15 protein-coding genes, 1 other RNA gene and 1 pseudogene are annotated in these 19,299 nt (G+C 51.8%); 1 reads left to right on the forward strand and 16 read right to left on the reverse strand.

All coding sequences use genetic code 11. The features are described 5' to 3' along the window. Positions 1-42 precede the first annotated feature (42 nt). Genes ftsA through mraZ form a run of 14 tightly spaced genes read right to left on the reverse strand, consistent with a single transcriptional unit; the run spans position 43 to position 15,635 of the window. Positions 43-1,275 carry a cell division protein FtsA gene (gene ftsA / locus EGC76_RS06170; protein WP_128352137.1) on the reverse strand — a complete coding sequence of 411 codons (1,233 nt, stop codon included), beginning with the start codon at positions 1,273-1,275 and terminating at the stop codon, positions 43-45. Positions 1,276-1,292: 17 nt separating this feature from the next. After that, entirely contained in the window at positions 1,293-2,027 is a 735-nt protein-coding gene (locus EGC76_RS06175; protein ID WP_246013916.1) for a cell division protein FtsQ/DivIB, read from the reverse strand. A gap of 1 nt (position 2,028) precedes the next feature. Then, positions 2,029-2,952, reverse strand: a complete 924-nt coding sequence (locus EGC76_RS06180; RefSeq protein ID WP_128352138.1) for a D-alanine--D-alanine ligase — start codon at positions 2,950-2,952, stop codon at positions 2,029-2,031. Then, the gene (murC, locus tag EGC76_RS06185) at positions 2,952-4,445 is read right to left on the reverse strand and encodes a UDP-N-acetylmuramate--L-alanine ligase (protein ID WP_128352139.1); all 1,494 of its coding nucleotides are present in this window, start codon (positions 4,443-4,445) and stop codon (positions 2,952-2,954) included. The genes EGC76_RS06180 and murC overlap by 1 nt, the downstream gene beginning before the upstream one ends. Further along, complete coding sequence (gene murG / locus EGC76_RS06190; RefSeq protein ID WP_128352140.1) at positions 4,445-5,545, reverse strand: undecaprenyldiphospho-muramoylpentapeptide beta-N-acetylglucosaminyltransferase; 1,101 nt, start codon at positions 5,543-5,545, stop codon at positions 4,445-4,447. Before murG ends, murC begins: the two co-directional genes overlap by 1 nt. Next, positions 5,542-6,828, reverse strand: coding sequence for a cell division protein FtsW (gene ftsW, locus EGC76_RS06195; protein ID WP_246013917.1), 1,287 nt, complete (start codon positions 6,826-6,828; stop codon positions 5,542-5,544). Before ftsW ends, murG begins: the two co-directional genes overlap by 4 nt. Beyond that, on the reverse strand, positions 6,818-8,173 hold the full coding sequence (gene murD / locus EGC76_RS06200; RefSeq protein ID WP_128352141.1) for a UDP-N-acetylmuramoyl-L-alanine--D-glutamate ligase: 1,356 nt from the start codon (positions 8,171-8,173) through the stop codon (positions 6,818-6,820). The genes ftsW and murD overlap by 11 nt, the downstream gene beginning before the upstream one ends. A gap of 3 nt (positions 8,174-8,176) precedes the next feature. Beyond that, positions 8,177-9,259: a phospho-N-acetylmuramoyl-pentapeptide-transferase gene (gene mraY, locus EGC76_RS06205; protein WP_128352142.1), complete on the reverse strand. Its 1,083-nt coding sequence runs from the start codon at positions 9,257-9,259 to the stop codon at positions 8,177-8,179. Further along, entirely contained in the window at positions 9,253-10,698 is a 1,446-nt protein-coding gene (locus EGC76_RS06210) for a UDP-N-acetylmuramoyl-tripeptide--D-alanyl-D-alanine ligase (protein WP_128352143.1), read from the reverse strand. Before EGC76_RS06210 ends, mraY begins: the two co-directional genes overlap by 7 nt. Then, entirely contained in the window at positions 10,695-12,188 is a 1,494-nt protein-coding gene (gene murE / locus EGC76_RS06215) for a UDP-N-acetylmuramoyl-L-alanyl-D-glutamate--2,6-diaminopimelate ligase (RefSeq protein WP_246013918.1), read from the reverse strand. The genes EGC76_RS06210 and murE overlap by 4 nt, the downstream gene beginning before the upstream one ends. Then, positions 12,181-13,929: a peptidoglycan D,D-transpeptidase FtsI family protein gene (locus EGC76_RS06220; protein WP_128352144.1), complete on the reverse strand. Its 1,749-nt coding sequence runs from the start codon at positions 13,927-13,929 to the stop codon at positions 12,181-12,183. Before EGC76_RS06220 ends, murE begins: the two co-directional genes overlap by 8 nt. Further along, positions 13,920-14,237, reverse strand: coding sequence for a cell division protein FtsL (gene ftsL, locus EGC76_RS06225; protein ID WP_128352145.1), 318 nt, complete (start codon positions 14,235-14,237; stop codon positions 13,920-13,922). Before ftsL ends, EGC76_RS06220 begins: the two co-directional genes overlap by 10 nt. Continuing rightward, on the reverse strand, positions 14,227-15,177 hold the full coding sequence (gene rsmH, locus EGC76_RS06230) for a 16S rRNA (cytosine(1402)-N(4))-methyltransferase RsmH (RefSeq protein WP_128352146.1): 951 nt from the start codon (positions 15,175-15,177) through the stop codon (positions 14,227-14,229). Before rsmH ends, ftsL begins: the two co-directional genes overlap by 11 nt. Continuing rightward, entirely contained in the window at positions 15,177-15,635 is a 459-nt protein-coding gene (mraZ, locus tag EGC76_RS06235) for a division/cell wall cluster transcriptional repressor MraZ (RefSeq protein WP_128352147.1), read from the reverse strand. The genes rsmH and mraZ overlap by 1 nt, the downstream gene beginning before the upstream one ends. A 526-nt stretch (positions 15,636-16,161) precedes the next feature. Here mraZ and EGC76_RS12075 point away from each other — a divergent pair. Further along, positions 16,162-17,925, forward strand: a pseudogene (locus EGC76_RS12075) (putative bifunctional diguanylate cyclase/phosphodiesterase); the annotation flags it as partial. Positions 17,926-18,068: 143 nt separating this feature from the next. Here EGC76_RS12075 and rnpB read toward each other — a convergent pair. Then, an RNA gene (rnpB, locus tag EGC76_RS06255) (RNase P RNA component class A) lies at positions 18,069-18,430 on the reverse strand. Between the two features lie 12 nt (positions 18,431-18,442). Then, positions 18,443-19,294: a 16S rRNA (cytidine(1402)-2'-O)-methyltransferase gene (rsmI, locus tag EGC76_RS06260; protein ID WP_128352149.1), complete on the reverse strand. Its 852-nt coding sequence runs from the start codon at positions 19,292-19,294 to the stop codon at positions 18,443-18,445. Between the last annotated feature and the right edge of the window lie 5 nt (positions 19,295-19,299).

Raw genomic sequence — 19,299 nt, forward strand, 5'->3', positions numbered from 1 at the left:
ATTGTACTACCCCTAGTGAAGATATCCAAAACGTTGTTTTCTTTAAAATTCGCCTTTAAACCAGCTCAGCAAGCGTTTTCCTAAACCAATCACGTTGGTTGTGCTTGCCTCACTTTGGCGGTTTTGAACATCTTCCTGACCATAACGTAGCAAGCCAACCGCTGTTGCATAGGTTGGATCTTGCACGTAATCGCTCAGACCGTGCATGCCCAGTGGCTCACCTAAGCGCACTGGCATTTGAAATATTTCTTCTGCGAACTCAATAGCGCCTTCCATGCGCCCGCACCCGCCGGTTAATACAATACCGGCTGCAATCTGGTCTTCGAGTCCGCTTTGGTTGATTTGATCACGTATCAACTCAAATAATTCTTGATACCGAGGCTCCACCACCTCTGCCAAAATATGGCGCTGCATGGTACGCGATGGGCGTCCCCCCACAGATGGCACCTCGATGTTGTCGTCTTTGCTCACTAGCTCACGCAATGCGCACGCGTATTTTGTTTTGATTTCTTCGGCGTGGTTCAGCGGCGTGCGGAATATCTTGGCAATGTCGCTGGTGACTTGATTCCCAGCTGCCGGAATCACCGCCGTGTGACGCAGTACCCCACCGGTGTAAATATTGATGTCGATGGTGCCAGCACCCATATCCACCAGGGCGACACCCAAGTCTTTTTCGTCATCGGTTAGCACCGCATAGCTTGACGCAAGCGCCGAAAAAATCAGCCGATCTACGCTTAAGCCGCAACGCTCAACCGCTTTTACAATGTTCTTAGCCATATCGTTGGCGCAGGTAATGATGTGTACCTTGGCTTCCATGCGTACGCCTGACATGCCGATTGGACTCTTTATGCTTTCTTGCGAGTCGATGATGAATTCCTGCGGTAATACGTGCAAAATGCGTCGTTCTTGCGCTATTGGCACCGATTTCGCCGCGTGAATCACGCTATCAACATCGTCTTGCGTTACTTCGGCTTCGTTAATTGGCACCATGCCGGATTCGTTTTGGCAGCCAATGTGGCGCCCGGAAATATTCAGGTATACCGATGCAATGCGGCAATCAGCCATCAATTCCGCTTCTTCAACGGCCCGTTGAATGGACTGCACCACAAGATTCAGATCATTAACGCCGCCTTTATCCATGCCGCGCGCAGTTGCCGCACCAACACCAATCACGCTGATGTCGCTGTCAGGCATAACTTCGCCTATCAGCGCCACCACTTTGCTGGTGCCAATGTCTAAACCTACTACCATGTTCCGTTCTGCTGCTTTCGACATGTTGCGTTTCTCTCTTTTTATTCTTCGTTTTCGTCTTTCCAGGCCACCGCAACGCCGGTGTCATAACGTAAGTCCACATAGTCTATCGGCTTGGCTTTATGCCGAATTATGGTTGGGAACAAATCAATAAAGCGTTGTACCCGTTCCAGTAACCCTTCACGACCTAGCCGCAAACGAATGCCAGACAACAACTCCACATCCACTGCGAAACGCTCGGAGAGCGTCAGGGCCACCACTTGGTGGCCGTTAATTTTGAGCAGTTCATGTACTTGTTGATACTGCTCAACGGTTTCTTGTACTGCATGTTCAGGGCCATTGAGTTTTGGTAACAACACATCAATGACCGATTTATCCACTTCAAACACTTCGCCTTTTGCACTCACCAGCGCATCGGGTCGTGTTGCTTCGTTCCAGTGCCCGATTGGCTTTTGTTCAACCAAAAACACTTTCAAAATGTCGGGCCATTCTTTTCGTACTGAGGCCTGCTCTATCCAGGGCTGGGCTTCCAGTCGTGTTCGAATGCTATTTACATCGGCTGAGAAAAAGCTTCCCAGCTCTTCTCCCGCTAATGCATCGCGTACGTCGGCGCGTTTCAAATACTGCAACTCACCTTGTACCACTAATCGTTTCAACGGCACTTCGTTGGCGTCCATCGCCAAATAATACAGCCATGCAACGCCCGCTATCGCTCCGATGACGACGCTGAGAAAAAAACTAAACCCCAGCCAAAACTGCCAGCGGACTGCCGCCACCTTAAACCTCGCTAAGTTCGAGTATGCGCAATACCAACTGCTCGAAACTCATACCCACTGCTTTAGCCGCCATCGGCACCAAGCTTTTGGTGGTCATGCCGGGCACCATGTTCGCTTCCAACAACTTAAAGTTGCCTTCTTGGTCGCACATCACGTCAATGCGACCCCAACCTTTGCCGCCAACCGCACGAAACGCTGATACCGCCAATTGTTCTAAGGCGCGCTCTTCCAGTTCGCACAATCCAGCCGGACAATGATATTGTGTGTCACCGGCCTGGTACTTGGCATCGTAATCATAAAATTCATGGGTAGACTGCACGCGAATTGCCGGCAATGCCTGGTCACCCACAATGGATACTGTGTATTCAGGGCCACTTAACCAACTTTCGACCAAAGCTTCCTGATCGTATTTGTGTGCCAACGCCACGGCCTGTTCCAGTTCAGCTGCATTGCGCGCTGGACTCATACCGATACTGCTGCCTTCTTGAGCGGGCTTCACCATGACTTTGCCACCGAGCTCTTCAATCATTGAGGCCCAATCAACTGGCTTGCCACGAACGATAACGGCACTTTGCGCAACCGGTAGACCGGTCGACTGCCACACGCGCTTGGTGCGTACCTTATCCATTGCTAGGGCGCACCCTAACACGCCACTGCCGGTGTACGGAACGCCTAGATACTGCAGTGCGCCTTGAATGGTACCGTCTTCACCGCCGCGCCCGTGTAACACAATAAAGGCGCGATCAAAGTGTTGGTCAACCAATCCTGTTAGCGGTTGCTCCGCAGGATCAAACCCATAGGCGTTGATGCCCTGTGCCTGCAGGGCGGCTAATACTGCCTGACCTGAGCGCAACGACACGTCGCGCTCGGCAGAATCGCCGCCAAACAGCACAGCTACTTTGCCAAAGTCTTTGCTCGTAGCCATTACGACTTCTCTCCCTGCAATTGATCGGCTTTGGCGCGCAACGATGCAGGCGCCAATTCGGTTGCCACTAAATCACGTGCGATTGCACCAATGGTGCCAGCGCCTTGCGCCAGTAACATGTCGCCGGGCTGCAGCACATCGGCTAAAACCTTGTACAGTGCACTGCGGTCACCAACATAAATCGGCTCCATTTGCCCGCGCATGCGAATTGCTCGCGCCAAAGCACGGCTGTCTGCTCCAGTAACGGGTGCTTCACCTGCGCTGTAAACATCAAGTAACAGCAGCACGTCCACCTCACTGAGTACATTCACGAAATCATCGAATAAATCCCGTGTCCGTGAATAACGGTGCGGCTGAAACGCCATCACGATACGCCGCTCGGGCCAACCGGCTCGAGCAGCGGCGATGGTTACAGCCACTTCCGATGGATGGTGCCCATAGTCATCGACCAACAGCACATCGCCTTGCTGGCCATTGTGTTCGCTCGCAAAAGCGCCGAGGTGTTCAAACCGACGTCCGATGCCACCAAATTTCTCCAGTGCGGCGATGATTGCCGCATCACTGACACCTTCGTCAGTTGCCACCGCGATAGCCGCGAGGGCATTCAAAGCATTGTGTCTACCTGGCAAATTCACTGTTACTGGCAAAGGCTGTTGGCCAGCGCGATGCACTGTAAATGAGCTCATGCCACCATTCTGGTGATAATCTGCACCACGCACATCCGCGTCGTCGCTGAACCCATAAGTAATTATCTGTCTGCCCACGCGCGGCAATAATTCACGTACCACCGGGTCATCCACACACATCACTGCTAAACCGTAAAATGGCAGGTTGTGCAGGAAGTCGATGTAGGTGTCGAGCAGCTTATTGAAGTCGCCCCCGTAGGTGTCCATGTGATCGGCTTCGATATTGGTCACAACTGCAACCATCGGCTGCAGGTGTAAGAACGATGCATCTGACTCGTCAGCTTCGGCAATCAAGTACTTGCTAGTACCCAAGCGTGCATTGGTGCCAGCGCTATTGAGCAAGCCACCAATAACGAAGGTGGGATCTAAGTCGCCTTCGGCAAATACGCTGGCGATTAAGCTGGTAGTAGTAGTTTTTCCGTGTGTGCCTGCAATGGCGACACCATGGCGAAACCGCATTAACTCGGCCAGCATTTCAGCACGACGTACCTGCGGGATTAACAATTCTTTGGCAGCCACTAACTCTGGGTTGTCGGCCTTAATCGCCGATGACACCACAATAACGTCAGCTCCTTTTACATGCTCGGCAGCATGGCCGATAAAGATTTCTGCACCAAACCCGCGTAAACGCCGAGTATTCGCGTTCTCGGCCAAATCTGAGCCAGCAATTTCATAGCCTTGATTCTGCAATACCTCAGCAATGCCTCCCATCCCAGCGCCGCCAATACCGACAAAGTGGATGCGGCGCACACGACGCATCTCCGGTACATTAACGACTGTAAATGGGGTTGCTTTGTCTTGCTTCATTACTTGATGCCTACGGTTAATTTTTCTGGATTTGCCCAACGCTCGCACTGATTCACAACGGCTTCAGTCGCGTTCGGATAAGCTGCTTGTGCGGCATGCTTCTGCATGGCCCTGCGCATTTCTTCGTCGCGCAATAATTCATTTAATACCTGAACCAATGGTTCTATCTGTACCAGTTCTGACTGAGGTAACAATCGCGCGGCACCTGCCTCAACCAACTCGCGTGCATTGGCCGTTTGGTGGTCATCCACCGCATGCGGCAGCGGTACGAAAATTGCTGGGGTACCTACTACAGCCAATTCTGCAACGGTAAGTGCCCCGGCGCGACAGATCACAATGTCGGCGCTGCTGTAGGCCCGATGCATATCGGTAATAAATTCTTCCACCTGTACTTGGGCAGTTACGGGCCCATAAGCAGCCTTCACTGCGGCCTCACGGCCTTGCCCGCATTGGTGCTGAACTATTAAATTCTTCTGCAGTGCGGCGTCCAATTGCGCAATAGCGGCCGGTACGGCTTCGTTTAATGCTTGCGCACCAAGGCTGCCACCCACAATTAATAGCTTCAGTTTGCCGTCGGTAGACGTGGCAACTTCCTTTGCCGACCAGTTGGCACGCAACGGATTGCCAGTAATCTCCGCCATGGGCAACTGCTTCTTCGCAGCCCCGAAACCAAGCATGACGTGCTGCGCAAAGCGCGCTAATAACTTGTTGGTTAAACCTGCTACAGCATTTTGTTCGTGTACCAGTAAAGGTACGCTCAGCGACCGTGCAGCAAGCCCTGCAGGCCCGCACACGTAGCCGCCAAAGGTCAGCAATAGTTGCGAGCGATGCCGTTTCAGCAATTTACGGCACTGCAAGAATGCTTTGAATAGACGCCATGGCGTGCCCAATTTACGCATTACCCCATGCCCGCGCATACCTTGCATGGTGATTTGTTCCAGCTTAAAGCCCGCCGCTGGCACAACTTTACTTTCAAGTCGCTGCTCGGTTGTTCCCAACCAAACCACTTCCCACCCGTAGCTGCGTAACTGCTCGGCTACAGCTAAAGCAGGAAACACGTGACCGCCGGTGCCGGCAGCTGCAATCATAATGCGATTCATGCGCGACCTCCGGCTTTAGTCGACGCTCTGCGCCGCGGTGCCACTTTGATTTGGCTGACGCGCACTTCGTAGTCAACGCGCAGCAAAATACCTATTGCAATACAGCTAATCAGTAAACTGGTACCACCGTAGCTAATCAACGGCAGCGTCAACCCTTTGGTAGGCAACAAACCTGCTGCAGCGCCAATGTTCACCATGGACTGAAACGCAAACCAAATGCCAATTCCGTATGCGATAAAACCGCCGTATTGATGTCCGGCATGCAAGGCTTTTCGCCCCAACTGCATGGTGCGAATCACTAACGCGAACGACAACACCAATACCACGACAATACCGAAGAAACCGAGCTCTTCACCAACAACCGCCATAATAAAGTCGGTGTGTGCTTCAGGCAGGTATTGCAGCTTCTGAATGCTGTTTCCTAAGCCTTGCCCGAACCAATCACCGCGCCCGAAAGCCATGAGTGACTGCGTTAACTGATAGCCACTACCGAACGGGTCTTGCCATGGATCCATGAACGACACTACCCGGCGCATGCGGTACGGTTCTTTAACAATTAATAAGGTAATGGCCAGCGCAAAGGCGACCAGTACTGCGAAAAATTGCCACAACCGGGCGCCAGCAAGAAATAACATGCCCACCGCGATACATGACATGACCACGAGCGAGCCAAAGTCTGGCTGCAATAACAGCAACCCTGCAAAAAAGAACAACACGATTAGCGGCTTAATGAAACCACGTAAGTTTTCCTGCACTTGGTCCACACGCCGCGTTAGGTAGCTGGACATATAAACCACAAAGAACAATTTCGCGACCTCAGCCACCTGCAAGGTGAGTGGGCCGAGTTTTATCCACCGCTTGGCGCCGTTTACTTCATGTCCAATAACCAACACCATGGCCAACATGCCCATGGCGATCAGTAACAGTGAGCCGCTACCGCGATACCACCACTGCACAGGAATTTGTATCACCGTAAAGAGCAGCACGAGACCCAGCCCGACATACATGCCGTGGCGAATCATGAAGTGAAACGGATTACCGGTAAGTCGCTCTGCTGCTGGGAATGACGCTGAAGTCACCATGATTAAGCCAATGGCAATTAAGCTCAGCGTCAGCCACAGTAATACCCGGTCATACAACAGCGTTGCATCACTGTCTGCCCACCAATCGCGCCAGCGCTGCCACAATGGCGCACCCATAGCATCCAGCATTGGCTGGATACCAAGTTCCAGCTGCTGCTCGGTGCCATTGGCAGTGCGCGCTTTGTGCGCTTTAGCGACCATAATGTGCCTCCACTGCAGCGCGGAATTCATCACCGCGATGCTCGTAATTCTTAAACATGTCCAAACTTGCACAGGCTGGCGAGAGCAGAACCATACTTTGTGGCGTTGCCAACTCAGCTGCCGTGCTTACGGCTTCTTCAAGGTTGGTGACACGCACTGCGTGTTCAACTTGATGAGCAATGCGCTCACCGTCTTTACCCAATACAATCACTACATCTACGTGCTGCAAAGCCGCTCGGAAGTGGCTGAAGTCAGCCCCTTTGCCATCACCGCCAGCAATCAATATTAATTTGCCGTTTACCAATTGGCGCATGCCAAAAATTGCAGCCTCTGCCGCGCCGATATTCGTGGCCTTGGAGTCGTTTACCCACCGCACCTGATCGAATTCGCCAATAAGCTCACAGCGGTGCGGCAAGCCTTTGAATGCTCGTACCGCACCAAGTACATCTTGGGGCTGAATATCGAGCGCGTAGGCTAAGGCTAGCGCTGCCTGTACGTTTAATAGGTTGTGTATGCCGGTTAACTGCAATTCACTGGCTTTCAACAACGACTCGCCACAAAAGCTAATCGCAAACTCACCTTCATGCTCCGTTAAGCCAAACATCGCTGGACCATGGTCGTTACTTGGGCCAAGCCCGAACGTAATCTGGGCGTCCATCGGAACCTGCACCGGTGCAGTCATTTCCTGTTCGCGATTCCACACTGCAACATCGGTGCGGTTATAAATACGATGCTTCGCATTTGTGTAGTCGCGCAAGTCACTGTAACGGTCCATGTGGTCATCGCTGATGTTCAGGATGGTTGCGCCACGCAAGTGCAAATCGTGCATGAGTTCGAGCTGAAAACTTGAGAGTTCAATAACGAAGGCATCCACAGGCTGACCGACCAGCTCAAGCACCGGAACCCCAATGTTGCCCCCCATCGCCACTTTTTTACCGGCCGCGATGAGCAACTCTGTCACCAACCGCGTTACCGTTGATTTACCATTTGACCCGGTAATACCTAACACCGGCTTATTGGCATGGCGCGCAAACAAGTCCATGTCGCCGACTACCGGTATTGCCGCATCAATCGCGAGTTGCAACGCTGGAGTACGCAAGTCAACACCCGGGCTAACGACCAACAAGTCCATACCAAGAATGTGTTCCAGCTCAAGTGCACCGGTGTGAATCTCAAGGTTAGGCGCCAGTTGTTTGAGTTCTGCCATACCCGGTGGTTCAACACGGGTGTCAAATACCACTGGGTTAATATCACGCTGCAGCAAATAGCGTACGCACGATAGCCCAGTTTGGCCGAGGCCAACTACGCCGATCATCTCATAGCTGTCTAATGCTGCTAATTTCATGATTTATCTCAGTTTCAATGTTGCTAAGCCAATAAGTACAAATACCAGGCTCAATATCCAAAACCGTACGATAACGCGCGGCTCTGGCCAGCCTTTTAATTCATAATGGTGATGTATAGGCGCCATACGAAAAACCCGTTTACCGCGCAATTTATAAGACCCTACTTGCAATATTACGCTGAGGGTTTCCATCACAAAAACGCCGCCCATAATAAACAGCACCAATTCTTGACGCACCATCACGGCAATGATGCCCAGCGCAGCGCCCAAAGTCAGCGAGCCGACATCGCCCATAAAGACCATGGCCGGATAGGTGTTGAACCATAAGAACCCCAAGCCTGCCCCGAAAATTGCGGTACACACAATCAACAGTTCGCCAGACAATGGTAAAAATGGAATATTGAGATACTGCGCAAAATTCGCGTTACCTGAGGCGTAGGCGAATACACCCAGAGCACCGGCAACCATGATGGTTGGGACAATCGCTAAACCGTCGAGGCCGTCCGTTAAGTTCACGGCGTTGCTGGTGCCCACCACTACAAAATATGCCAACAAAATGTACATCATGCCCAGTTGCGGCATCACGTCTTTGAAAAATGGAACCAGCAGTTGCGTTTCTGCGCCGATGGTTGCGTTTGCGTACAAATAGACGGCTGCTAAGGTTGCGATGAGCGACTGCCAAAAATACTTCCAACGCGCCGGTAAACCGCGTGAGTTCTTCTGCACCACTTTACGGTAGTCGTCAATAAAGCCCACCAAGCCAAAGCCAATGACTACCGCTAACACCACATGCACGTAGCGGTTGGTTAAGTCAGCCCATAATAATGTCGACAGCACGATGGACGCGATAATCAATACCCCACCCATGGTAGGGGTGCCGGCTTTACTTAAATGCGACTGCGGACCGTCGTCACGCACCGCTTGGCCGACTTGTAAACGCTGCAAGTACTTGATGAGCGTTGGGCCCATCCATAATGAGATTAGCAGTGCTGTGAGCACGCTAAGAATAGCGCGCATAGTTAGGTACGAGATGACGTTAAAAGCACTCGCGAATTGGGTTAAGTATTCGGCTAACCAAACTAGCATGCGTGCTTTCCTTCTGGTGAAGTCATAGGTTGCAGTTCTTCCTGACGGTGTTGCAACGCTTCAATGACACGCTCCATTCGTGCGCTGCGCGACCCTTTTACTAAAATGGTTATCGGGGCTTTGGCTTGCTTCACCGTAGCAATGATGGCTTCGACCAAGCCTTCAATTGCCGAGAAATGACGGCCGCCGCGCCCATTAAAAACTTCGCTCGCACTTTGGCTCAATACTCCTGCGGTGTACAAATTATCGATACCCGCGTTAATGGCGTAAGCGCCTACTTCTTCATGGTATTCCCGAGCTTGACTGCCAAGTTCACCCATGTCACCAAGCACCATCATGCGGTAACCTGGATAGGTAGCGAGCATGTCCAGTGCGGCCTTGACCGAACCCACATTGGCGTTATAGCTATCGTCAATGAGGCGAATATGGTCGTTGAGGCGAATCACGTGTAACCGACCTGCCACTGGTGTTAATTCAGCCAATGCGGTTTGTGCATCAGTGAGCGCACAACCTACCGCAACCGCAGCCCGAATAGCCACTAGTGCGTTGTCAACATTGTGTAAACCAGGCAAGCTAAGCTTAATATGTGCTTGCTGTGGCGTGGCTCCGCCCAGTTCAACATCAAATTCGGCACACCCTTGCTCATCCACTGAGATATTGCGCGCACGCACTGTAGGTTGTGGTTGCTGCGCATCGGCCTGTTCGCGGCCAAAGGTTTCGTGATGAATGCTGCTGAGCTGCTGCGCCCAGCCTTGCACAAAGTCGGAATGAAATGGCGTAAGCGCTAAACCATGCGGACCTAGCCCACGGAAAATTTCAGATTTCGCGCGATAGACTCCATGAATGTCACCAAAGCCTTCAACATGTGCTGGCGCCACGTTGTTAATTATGGCCACATCCGGTTGGGTTAAACGCGTGGTATAAGCAATTTCACCTAAATGATTGGCACCGAGTTCAATTACCGCAAACTGATGGTGCGGCTCTATCCGTAATAAGGTAAGCGGCACCCCAATATCATTATTAAAGTTACCCGCAGTTGCCAGTACCTCGCCTTGCTTGCGTAATATTGCCGCAAGCATTTCTTTAACGGTGGTTTTACCGCTGCTACCGGTAATTGCAATGGTTTTTGGTGCTACTTTTGCTTTCACTGCGGCACCAAGTAGGCCTAACGCATGGCGTGTGTCTGCCACTACAATCTGCGGCGCGCCTTGACAGTCTTCTGGGCTAAGTTCGCGTTCTACCATGACTGCTGCTGCACCATCGCGGATTGCTTGGCTGGCAAAGTCATGGGCATCAAAATTTGGGCCTTTTAAGGCAATAAACAGGCATCCTTTGGGCATGTGCCGCGTGTCAGTGCTGACTTGATTCACGGTACGGTTGGCGCCAATTAAGCGCCCTTCAACAGCTGCGGCAATCCACGCGAGATCTATGCGAATCATGATAATTCCTCCGCGGACTGGCTGGTTGCAGTGATTTCTGCAACCAGTTTGCGTTCATCATAATCAATGCGCTGTTGGCCGATGACCTGGTAGTCTTCGTGCCCTTTACCTGCCAGCAATACAACATCATCAGCTTTGGCCTGTGCAATCACCTGGCGCACTGCGTTGTCACGCCCCATGATGACTTGCACGCGCTGGCGGCTCGGCATGCCAGCAAGAATATCTTTGACAATTTGCTCAGGCTCTTCCGTGCGCGGATTGTCGTCAGTAACAACCACCTGATCAGCCAAATCTGCAGCGACTGCGCCCATTTGAGGCCGCTTGCCACGGTCGCGGTCGCCACCACAGCCGAACACACACCACAGTTGGCCGTGGCAGTGGCGGCGTAATGCGCTCAGCACCTGCTGCAGGGCATCAGGGGTGTGTGCATAATCCACAATCACTAAAGGTTTACCGGCGGTTCCACCAAACGCTTCCATGCGGCCAGGTACTGCATGCAATTTGGAACTTGCGGCCACTACCGTTTGCGGCGAATGCCCAAGCGTTATTACGGCACCGATAGCAGCTAATAAATTGTAAACATTAAAGCCACCTAGCAACGGCGAGTGCACAGTTAACTGTTCGAGATTGTCATGGCTATGGCGCACATTTAACGTAAATTCAGTGCCGTCATGCGCATACCGAACTTCACTTGCCCATAAACTGTGCGCCGCTGACTGCGGCGTTAAACTAAAGCGCCAGCTGTCGGTGCGGTCGGGCAACCAAGCCGCTACTGCAGCATCATCGGCATTCAGTACACTGAACTGCGTGTCGAGTTCGGTAAATAAGCGGCGTTTCGCGCCAGCGTAGTTGGCCATGGTGCCATGGTAATCAAGGTGATCACGACTTATGTTGGTTGCGACACCTACTTTAAAATGCACGGCTTCAACGCGGCGTTGCACTAATGCATGTGAGGAAACTTCCATCGCCACAGCCTGCGCGCCTTCGCTGCGCAGCACTTGCAGACGATGCTGTACGGCGATCGCGTCAGGCGTGGTGTGAGTTTCAGGCAATAAACGCCCCGGGAAGCCACTGCCGGTGGTACCGATAACACCACAACGCACCCCAAGCGCCTCAAGCAATTGGGCTGCAATGTATGTCACTGAGGTTTTACCGTTGGTGCCCGTAACACCAATCACATCGATTGCTTGCGACGGCTCGTGGAAAAAACGTCCAGCAATGTGTGATAGTTGATTTTTCAGCTGTGGGACTTCAATGACCCACGTTGAGCCACGTAACTCCATACCCACCGCTTCAGAGTCGGCCAGCACCACTGCTGCTCCGGCTGCGATTGCGGCATCAATGAAATGACGTCCATCCACCTGATAACCAGGTACGGCAATAAAGAGATCGTTCGCAGCAACTTGGCGACTGTCGAGCTTCAGGCCACCCACTTTCACAGCGGGTAGTTGCATCGGGTATTCCGGTAGCAAGGTCATGAGATCAATCACGTGAACCTCCGAAGCCGGCAGCTTTTAATTCTGTGTTGGCCAAATTATCGGGTGGCACATTCATAACCCGCAGCGCGTCGCTGACAATTTCAGCGAATACTGGCGCCGACACCTCGCTGCCATAATATTCGTCGCCACTGGGTTCATTAATGGTAACCACTACGGCGATGCGCGGATTACTAACTGGCGCCACGCCTGCGAATAACGTGACGTATTCATCGCCATAGCCACCCGCAATCGCCTTACGCGACGTACCGGTTTTGCCAGCCACGCGGTAGCCACGAACCTGCGCGCGACTGCCTGAACCATTAGCCACCACACTTTCTAACATGGCTAATACGGTGTTAGCGTTTTGCTTGGAAATCACTTGCTCGCCTTCGGGCCTGCCTTCGCGGCGTTGAATGGTTAATGGGTTACGAATTCCGTCGTTACCAATAATCGCGTACATCTGCGCTAACTGAAGCGTGGTTGCCGACATGCCATAACCGTAAGATAAAGTTGCAATTTCAAAGTCCGACCAACGCTGGCGGTTTTGTAAAATACCAAAGCTCTCGCCCAACATGGCGACTCCTGTATCGTTGCCGAAGCCCACTGCAGCATAGGTGTTGAGCATGGTGTCGATACCTGCTGCTAATGCTACTTTGGCAGTGCCAACGTTACTTGAGTTCTCTAAAATTTGTGTAATGGTCAGCTCACCCCGATTGCGTGGGTCACTGACCCGGCGGCCACCTAAACGCAGCCAGCCTGGGCTAGTGTCAATCACATCACCGGCCTTAATCACGCGTGACTCCAGGCCAGCAAGAATGGCCAGCGGCTTAACCGTAGAGCCCGGTTCATAAGCGTCTGTAATAGCCCGATTGCGCAATTTGTGCGGCTGCATGTCGGAGCGATTATTTGGGTTGTAGGACGGGCTGTTGACCATTGCGAGCACCTCGCCGGTTTGCACGTCAAGAATCACGGCTGAACCTGAAGTCGCCTGGTGATAGCGCACGGCTTTTTTGACTTCGGTATACGCCAGCGATTGCAAACGTTGATCAATACTCAGCGTTAATTGTTGTGGTTGTTGCGCTTCGGTAACTCGTATTTCTTCAACAACCCGCCCTGCCGCGTCCTTGCGATAAACTCGCTCACCGGGAATACCGGTAAGTACTTGGTTATAAATAGCCTCAAGGCCATCAATGCCGAGGCCGTCAATGTCGGTGAAGCCCACCACATGTGCGGCAATTTCACCAGCGGGATAAAAACGCCGCGATTCAGTTTTCAGATACACGCCTGGAATACCTAATTGACGCACAAAGTCGGCCACGCCCGGTGTTACTTTGCGTTCCAGGTACACAAACCGACGGGTCGGATCGGAAACTTTGCTCATCAGATCGTTTACGTCGGTGCGGAACACCTCCGCCAATGCTAACCAGCGCTCACGATTATCAAGCCCGTTGCCCTCATGCACGCGTTTAGGATCTGCCCATACCGTTTGTACCGGAACACTTACCGCCAGCTCGCGACCATTGCGGTCAAGAATACTACCGCGTTGTACGGTCGTTGCGTCGGCGCGTAGTGAACGGCGATCGCCCTCATAGATCAGGCGCTCAGGTTCTATAATTTGGATATATGCTGCACGAGCCACCAAGCTGCCGAACACGCCCAAAACCACCAGCATCGCGAAGTAGAAACGCGCCTTGCTTAAGTGTGGTTGCGCTTTTTTAGTTGCGCGACGGTTTGGCTTTGGTGTTATTGCCATGGCACTAGCACCTCCTGTTCAGCTTCTGCACGCACCATATTCAGGCGTTGCTCAGCAATGCGTTCTACCCGGTTGTGCTCGGTCAGAGTGTTCTGTTCAATCTGTAAATGCCGCCATTCAATATCAAGCGCATCACGCTCCGACAGCAACTCATCACGCTCGATAGTAAGCAAGCGATGCCCATGCGAAACGTAGATAACTGCCAACGCACTTGTTATAGCCATTAAAAACAGCAACACCAGCACAAGGTGCTGGCGAAAATCGTCAAACAAAACAGATACTAACGCAGGTACTCGGCTAGCTTTCATAATCTAACCTCGCTGCAATGCGTAGCACCGAACTGCGGGCGCGTGGGTTTAATTGTGTTTCGGCGGCCGACGGTTTGATTGCTTTGCCAACCAAGCGCAATGTTTGGCCCCGATCAAAGTCGGCATCACGAATAGGCAACCCGGCGGGAATTGAGCGGCCTTTGGCCTGGCCCCGCATAAAGCGTTTTACCAACCGGTCTTCAAGGCTATGAAAACTAATAACTACCAAGCGGCCCTCGGGTTTTAAACCTGTCACGGCTGCCGTCAATGCCGTTTCAATTTCATCCAGCTCGCCGTTGATATGAATACGAATACCTTGAAAGCTGCGGGTAGCTGGGTGCTTGTGTTTGTCTTTAAATGGCACGGCGTTGGAAATCAGCTCAGCCAATTCACGGGTGGTGGTCAGCGGCTGTTGTTCGCGGTGCTTAAGCACGGCTTGCGCAATACGCCAAGCGAAACGTTCTTCTCCATATTCGCGCAGTACAAATGCAATTTCATCGGCACTGGCATGATTTAAAAAGTCGGCGGCAGTGGGACCACAGCTGGTATCCATGCGCATGTCGAGTGGGCCTTCGCGCATGAAACTAAAACCGCGTTCGGCGTCATCCAATTGTGGGGAGGAAACGCCAAGGTCGAACAGAATGCCATCCAGTTGCCCGGACAGTTGCTGGGCTTCCAGCACTTCTGCTAAACGTGAGAAAGGGGTGTGGATAATGGTAAAGCGTGGATCATCGCGCAAGGATTCAGCTGCTGCTATCGCGGTGGGGTCACGATCCAGTGCATAAAGTTTACCTTGAGCGTTTAATTGAGCCAGAATTGCGCGCGAGTGCCCCCCTCTACCGAAGGTAGCATCTAAATAAATTCCGTCTGGTTTGATCGCAAGGCCCGCGATGGACTCTTGTAACAACACCGAGACGTGTTGTTGCGCTTCTGTTGTCATTATAATGAGAAGTCTTGTAGTCGATCAGTGAGTGCCAAGTCGTCTTGTTGCTCCGCTGCCATATCGGCTGCGATCTGTTCTTGCCAAGCCGCTTCAGACCAGAGTTCAAATTTATTGAGCTGACCAATAATCATGATCTTTTTGCTCAGGTCCGCATGTTGACGCAAGGTTGGTGCAATCAAAATACGGCCATTTTTATCCATCTGGCAATCTTCGGCGTGACCCAGTAACAGACGCTGGAGACGACGCTCCGCGGGGTTCATGCTGGATAAGGTGGTGAGCTTCTGTTCAATCAACTGCCACTGTGGCAACGGATACAGCAATAAACAGGGTTGCTTGATATCGATGGTGCAGACCATTTGCCCGTCACAATCCAAAAGCAAGCTCTTGCGATACTTTGACGGTATCGCGAGCCGGCCTTTGTCATCTAGACTGAGTGCTGCTGCGCCACGAAACATAATATTGATCCACTTTTACCCACAAATCCCCACAATGTGACAGTCTAGGTGCCGATCTTTCCACCTGTCAAGCAAAAATCCTAAGTTTGCGGTGTGCGACCGCTCTTGACGGAAAGGTTCATGTAAAGGATGATGCGGTAGGTATGTCATCTAGCATATAATTCTAACAATAAGCTTTCTCATATAAATGAAGCAGATAGATGTTGTGAGTTTTCCAGATAAGTTCGGTAAGCAGTCCGAACGCTGGCGCTTATTGCGCTACCTTGTTGTCGTGCTCTTCATCGCGTCGGCTTTGCTGTATGCGGTTTACCTTGTGGTTGACGGTGAACGCCAGCAGCAACTCGAGGTTGAAAAGCGGCGTGCCGGGGAACATTTAAGCGCAATGCGCGGCCAGATTGAGCAACGTCTACAAGCTAATATGCTTGCGCTTAGAGCTTTGCGCCCAGAAATTCTTTGGCAAGACAACCCCGACCGAGTGCGCTTACAGCACATCATGGATGAATTCCTTTCGTCCAATCTTGACATCATGCATGTTGCGCTTGCTCCTGAACTTGAAGTTAAATTTGTTTACCCCGTTGAAGGCAACCAGTCGATGATTGGGTTCAACTACCGCCTTGATACCGAGCAATATGCCGGCATATTACGTGCTATTTCCGTTAAAGACGTGGTGCTTACGGGCCCCTTGCGTCTTACGCAGGGGCGCGAAGCGTTAATTGCGCGCATGCCAGTGTTTCGAAACGATCGTACGCTGTGGGGCATCGCTTCTTTAGTTATCGACCACGTGCATCTATTAGATGGCGTGCGCTTCTATCAGCATCCAAACTACTCGTTTGCAATTCGCCATGCGGTGACCGAGTCTGAGACAACCGCTGTACCATTTGCTGGCGAAAATGATGTGTTTCAGCAAGATGCTTTGGTTACGGAGATTACCTTCCCGCGTGGGCGTTGGGAACTTGCAGCTTATCCGCGAGACGGCCGCTGGGTTGCCACCAACGCCGACTTCTGGTTGCACTGGGCTATTGGTATTGGCTTAACGGCGGTTATTTTATCTGCCTTCTTAATGCTGATATTTACCCAGCATCGTCTGCGCGGTGCAATTTCCACCATTGCTTATCAAGCACGCTATGACGGGCTGACCGATTTACCAAATCGTAATTTCTTCTCTGAGCAACTTGGCGCTGATATTCGCTCTGCATTACGCAATCAACAAAAGTTTGCGTTGTTGGTTCTTGATCTTGACCATTTGCGCGAAATCAATGACGTGCTCGGCCATGAAGTTGGCGATGCACTGCTACAGCGCGTAGCTGAGCGGATTCGTACCAGTATTCGTGAAGATGACTTACTCGCTCGTATTGGCGGTGATGAATTTGCGATTGTGTTGCGTGACCTGAATGATCCAAGTGAAGCGGAAATTCGCGCGAAAGCCATTATGAATGATCTGTTGCATACGCTGGATATTGAACACAACCATATTAATATGACCGCCAGTACCGGCATCGCAATGTTCCCGCATGACGGTCAAGAAGTTCAGCAGCTACTGAAGCACGCAGAATTAGCAATGTATGCCGCTAAAACTCAAGGTGCTATGAGTGTGCATTTCTTTGATGAGCAATTGCGTCAAAGTACCGAACGGGATATCAATCTGCACCATCAGATTATCAAAGGCATTGAAGCCGAACAGTTTGAAGTGCATTACCAACCTGTTATTGAAACGGAAACCGGTTTACTGACGCGTTGTGAAGCACTGCTGCGCTGGACACATCCTGAGCGCGGCGCTATTTCGCCAGCCGAGTTTATTCCGATTGCGGAAAAAACTGGCGCAATCATAGGGTTGGGTGATTTTGTGCTGCGCCAAGTTGTGCGCGATTGGAAGAAAATGAACGCAGCTGGGCTTGATTTGTCCATCGCGCTTAACCGTTCACCGCGAGAGTTTAACGATCGCCAAGCCGCAACCCACTGGTTAAACGTAATCGCCGCTGCCGATGTGCCGCCGAATCGCCTGATGTTTGAAATTACCGAGTCGATGCTGATGCGCAATAAAGAACGCCAATTTGCGAATTTGCGCAAGCTGCGTGATGCGGGCATTACACTTGCCATAGATGACTTCGGTACCGGCTATTCGAGCTTGAACTACCTGCGCTCATACCCAATTGATGTGATTAAAATTGACCGCAGCTTCTTGCATAACGTACCGCATCAGGGTCAACAAAAAGCTTTGGTTGAAGTGCTGATTCGTATCGCCCACACCTTGAATATGAAAGTGGTTGCGGAAGGTGTTGAACATGAGCAGCAAGTTGAATTTCTGCAGCAACAACACTGTCACTTCCAGCAAGGATTCTTCTACGGCCGAGCAATGCCACTCAATGAATTTATTCGATTCACGCAGCAATTTAATCGCAACGTGATGGATAACAATGGTATCCAGGGTGAAGTGTCGGGAGCCAGCCGATAAGCCGGGTTCTGTCGAGGACAATCATTCGTCTAGCCGCTAAATCACTCTAGCGTTCAAGCAGTCTACCCGGGTTCAACGCGGGCCGCGCCAATGAACCCCTATTTGACCTTGCTCCGGGTGGAGTTTACCGTGCCACGAACTGTTACCAGCCGCGCGGTGCGCTCTTACCGCACCCTTTCACCCTTACCTGATCCTGCTTACGCAGGCCATCGGCGGTTTGCTCTCTGTTGCACTGGTCGTCGGCTTACGCCGCCCAGACGTTATCTGGCACCCTGCCCTATGGAGCCCGGACTTTCCTCCCCTTATGTGCAAGCACACAAGCAGCGATTGCCTGGCTGACTCCCGAGCGCGCATTCTACGTGTTATCTTGCTCGAGTGCTAGCTGATACAAGGTGTTTTTACGCGCACCGTGAATTTCAGCGGCCAGCGCAGCGGCTTTTTTTAGTGGTAACTCTTTGCGCAACAAATTTAATGTCTTCATGGCTGCAGGGTTTACATCCTCTGCCGCCTGCTCTTCAGCACCACCTAAAATCAGCACAATTTCGCCGCGTTGTTGATTGCTGTCTTCGATAACACGTTGTTGCACTTCGGCAATGCTGCCACTCAAATACGTTTCGAATTGCTTGGTGAGTTCACGCGCCATAACTAACGGCCGGTCGGCGCCAATTTCGCTAACCATGTCGGCTAAGGTGTCAGCAATTCGATGCGGTGATTCGTAAAAAACTAAGGTGCGGGTTTCACTAACAAGTTCCTGCAGGCGCTTGCGACGCTGTTGTGGTTTGGCGGGAAGAAACCCCTCAAAGGTAAATCTGTCAGTGGGTAGTCCTGCTCCCGAGAGTGCAGTTACGAAGGCGCATGCCCCCGGTAACGCTGTTACGGTCACGCCTGCTGCGCGGCATTGCTGTACCAAAACGTAGCCAGGATCACTGATTAGCGGGGTTCCAGCATCACTTATCAAAGCAATATTATCGCCTTGTTGCAGGCGTTCAATTACCTGGCTGGCCCGTTGACGTTCATTGTGCTCGTGCAGCGCAAACATTTCTTTGCGAATGCCCAAATGCTGCAGCAGTTGTCCGCTATGGCGGGTATCTTCAGCGGCAATCGCATCACAATCGCGCAAGACATTTAACGCGCGTTCGGTGATATCGCCCAAATTACCAATGGGTGTCGGTACGATGAATAAGCTGCCCGCTTTCGTTGCGCTCATGTTAA

Source organism: Pseudidiomarina gelatinasegens (assembly GCF_004025325.1).
Classification (GTDB): Bacteria; Pseudomonadota; Gammaproteobacteria; order Enterobacterales; family Alteromonadaceae; genus Pseudidiomarina; species Pseudidiomarina gelatinasegens.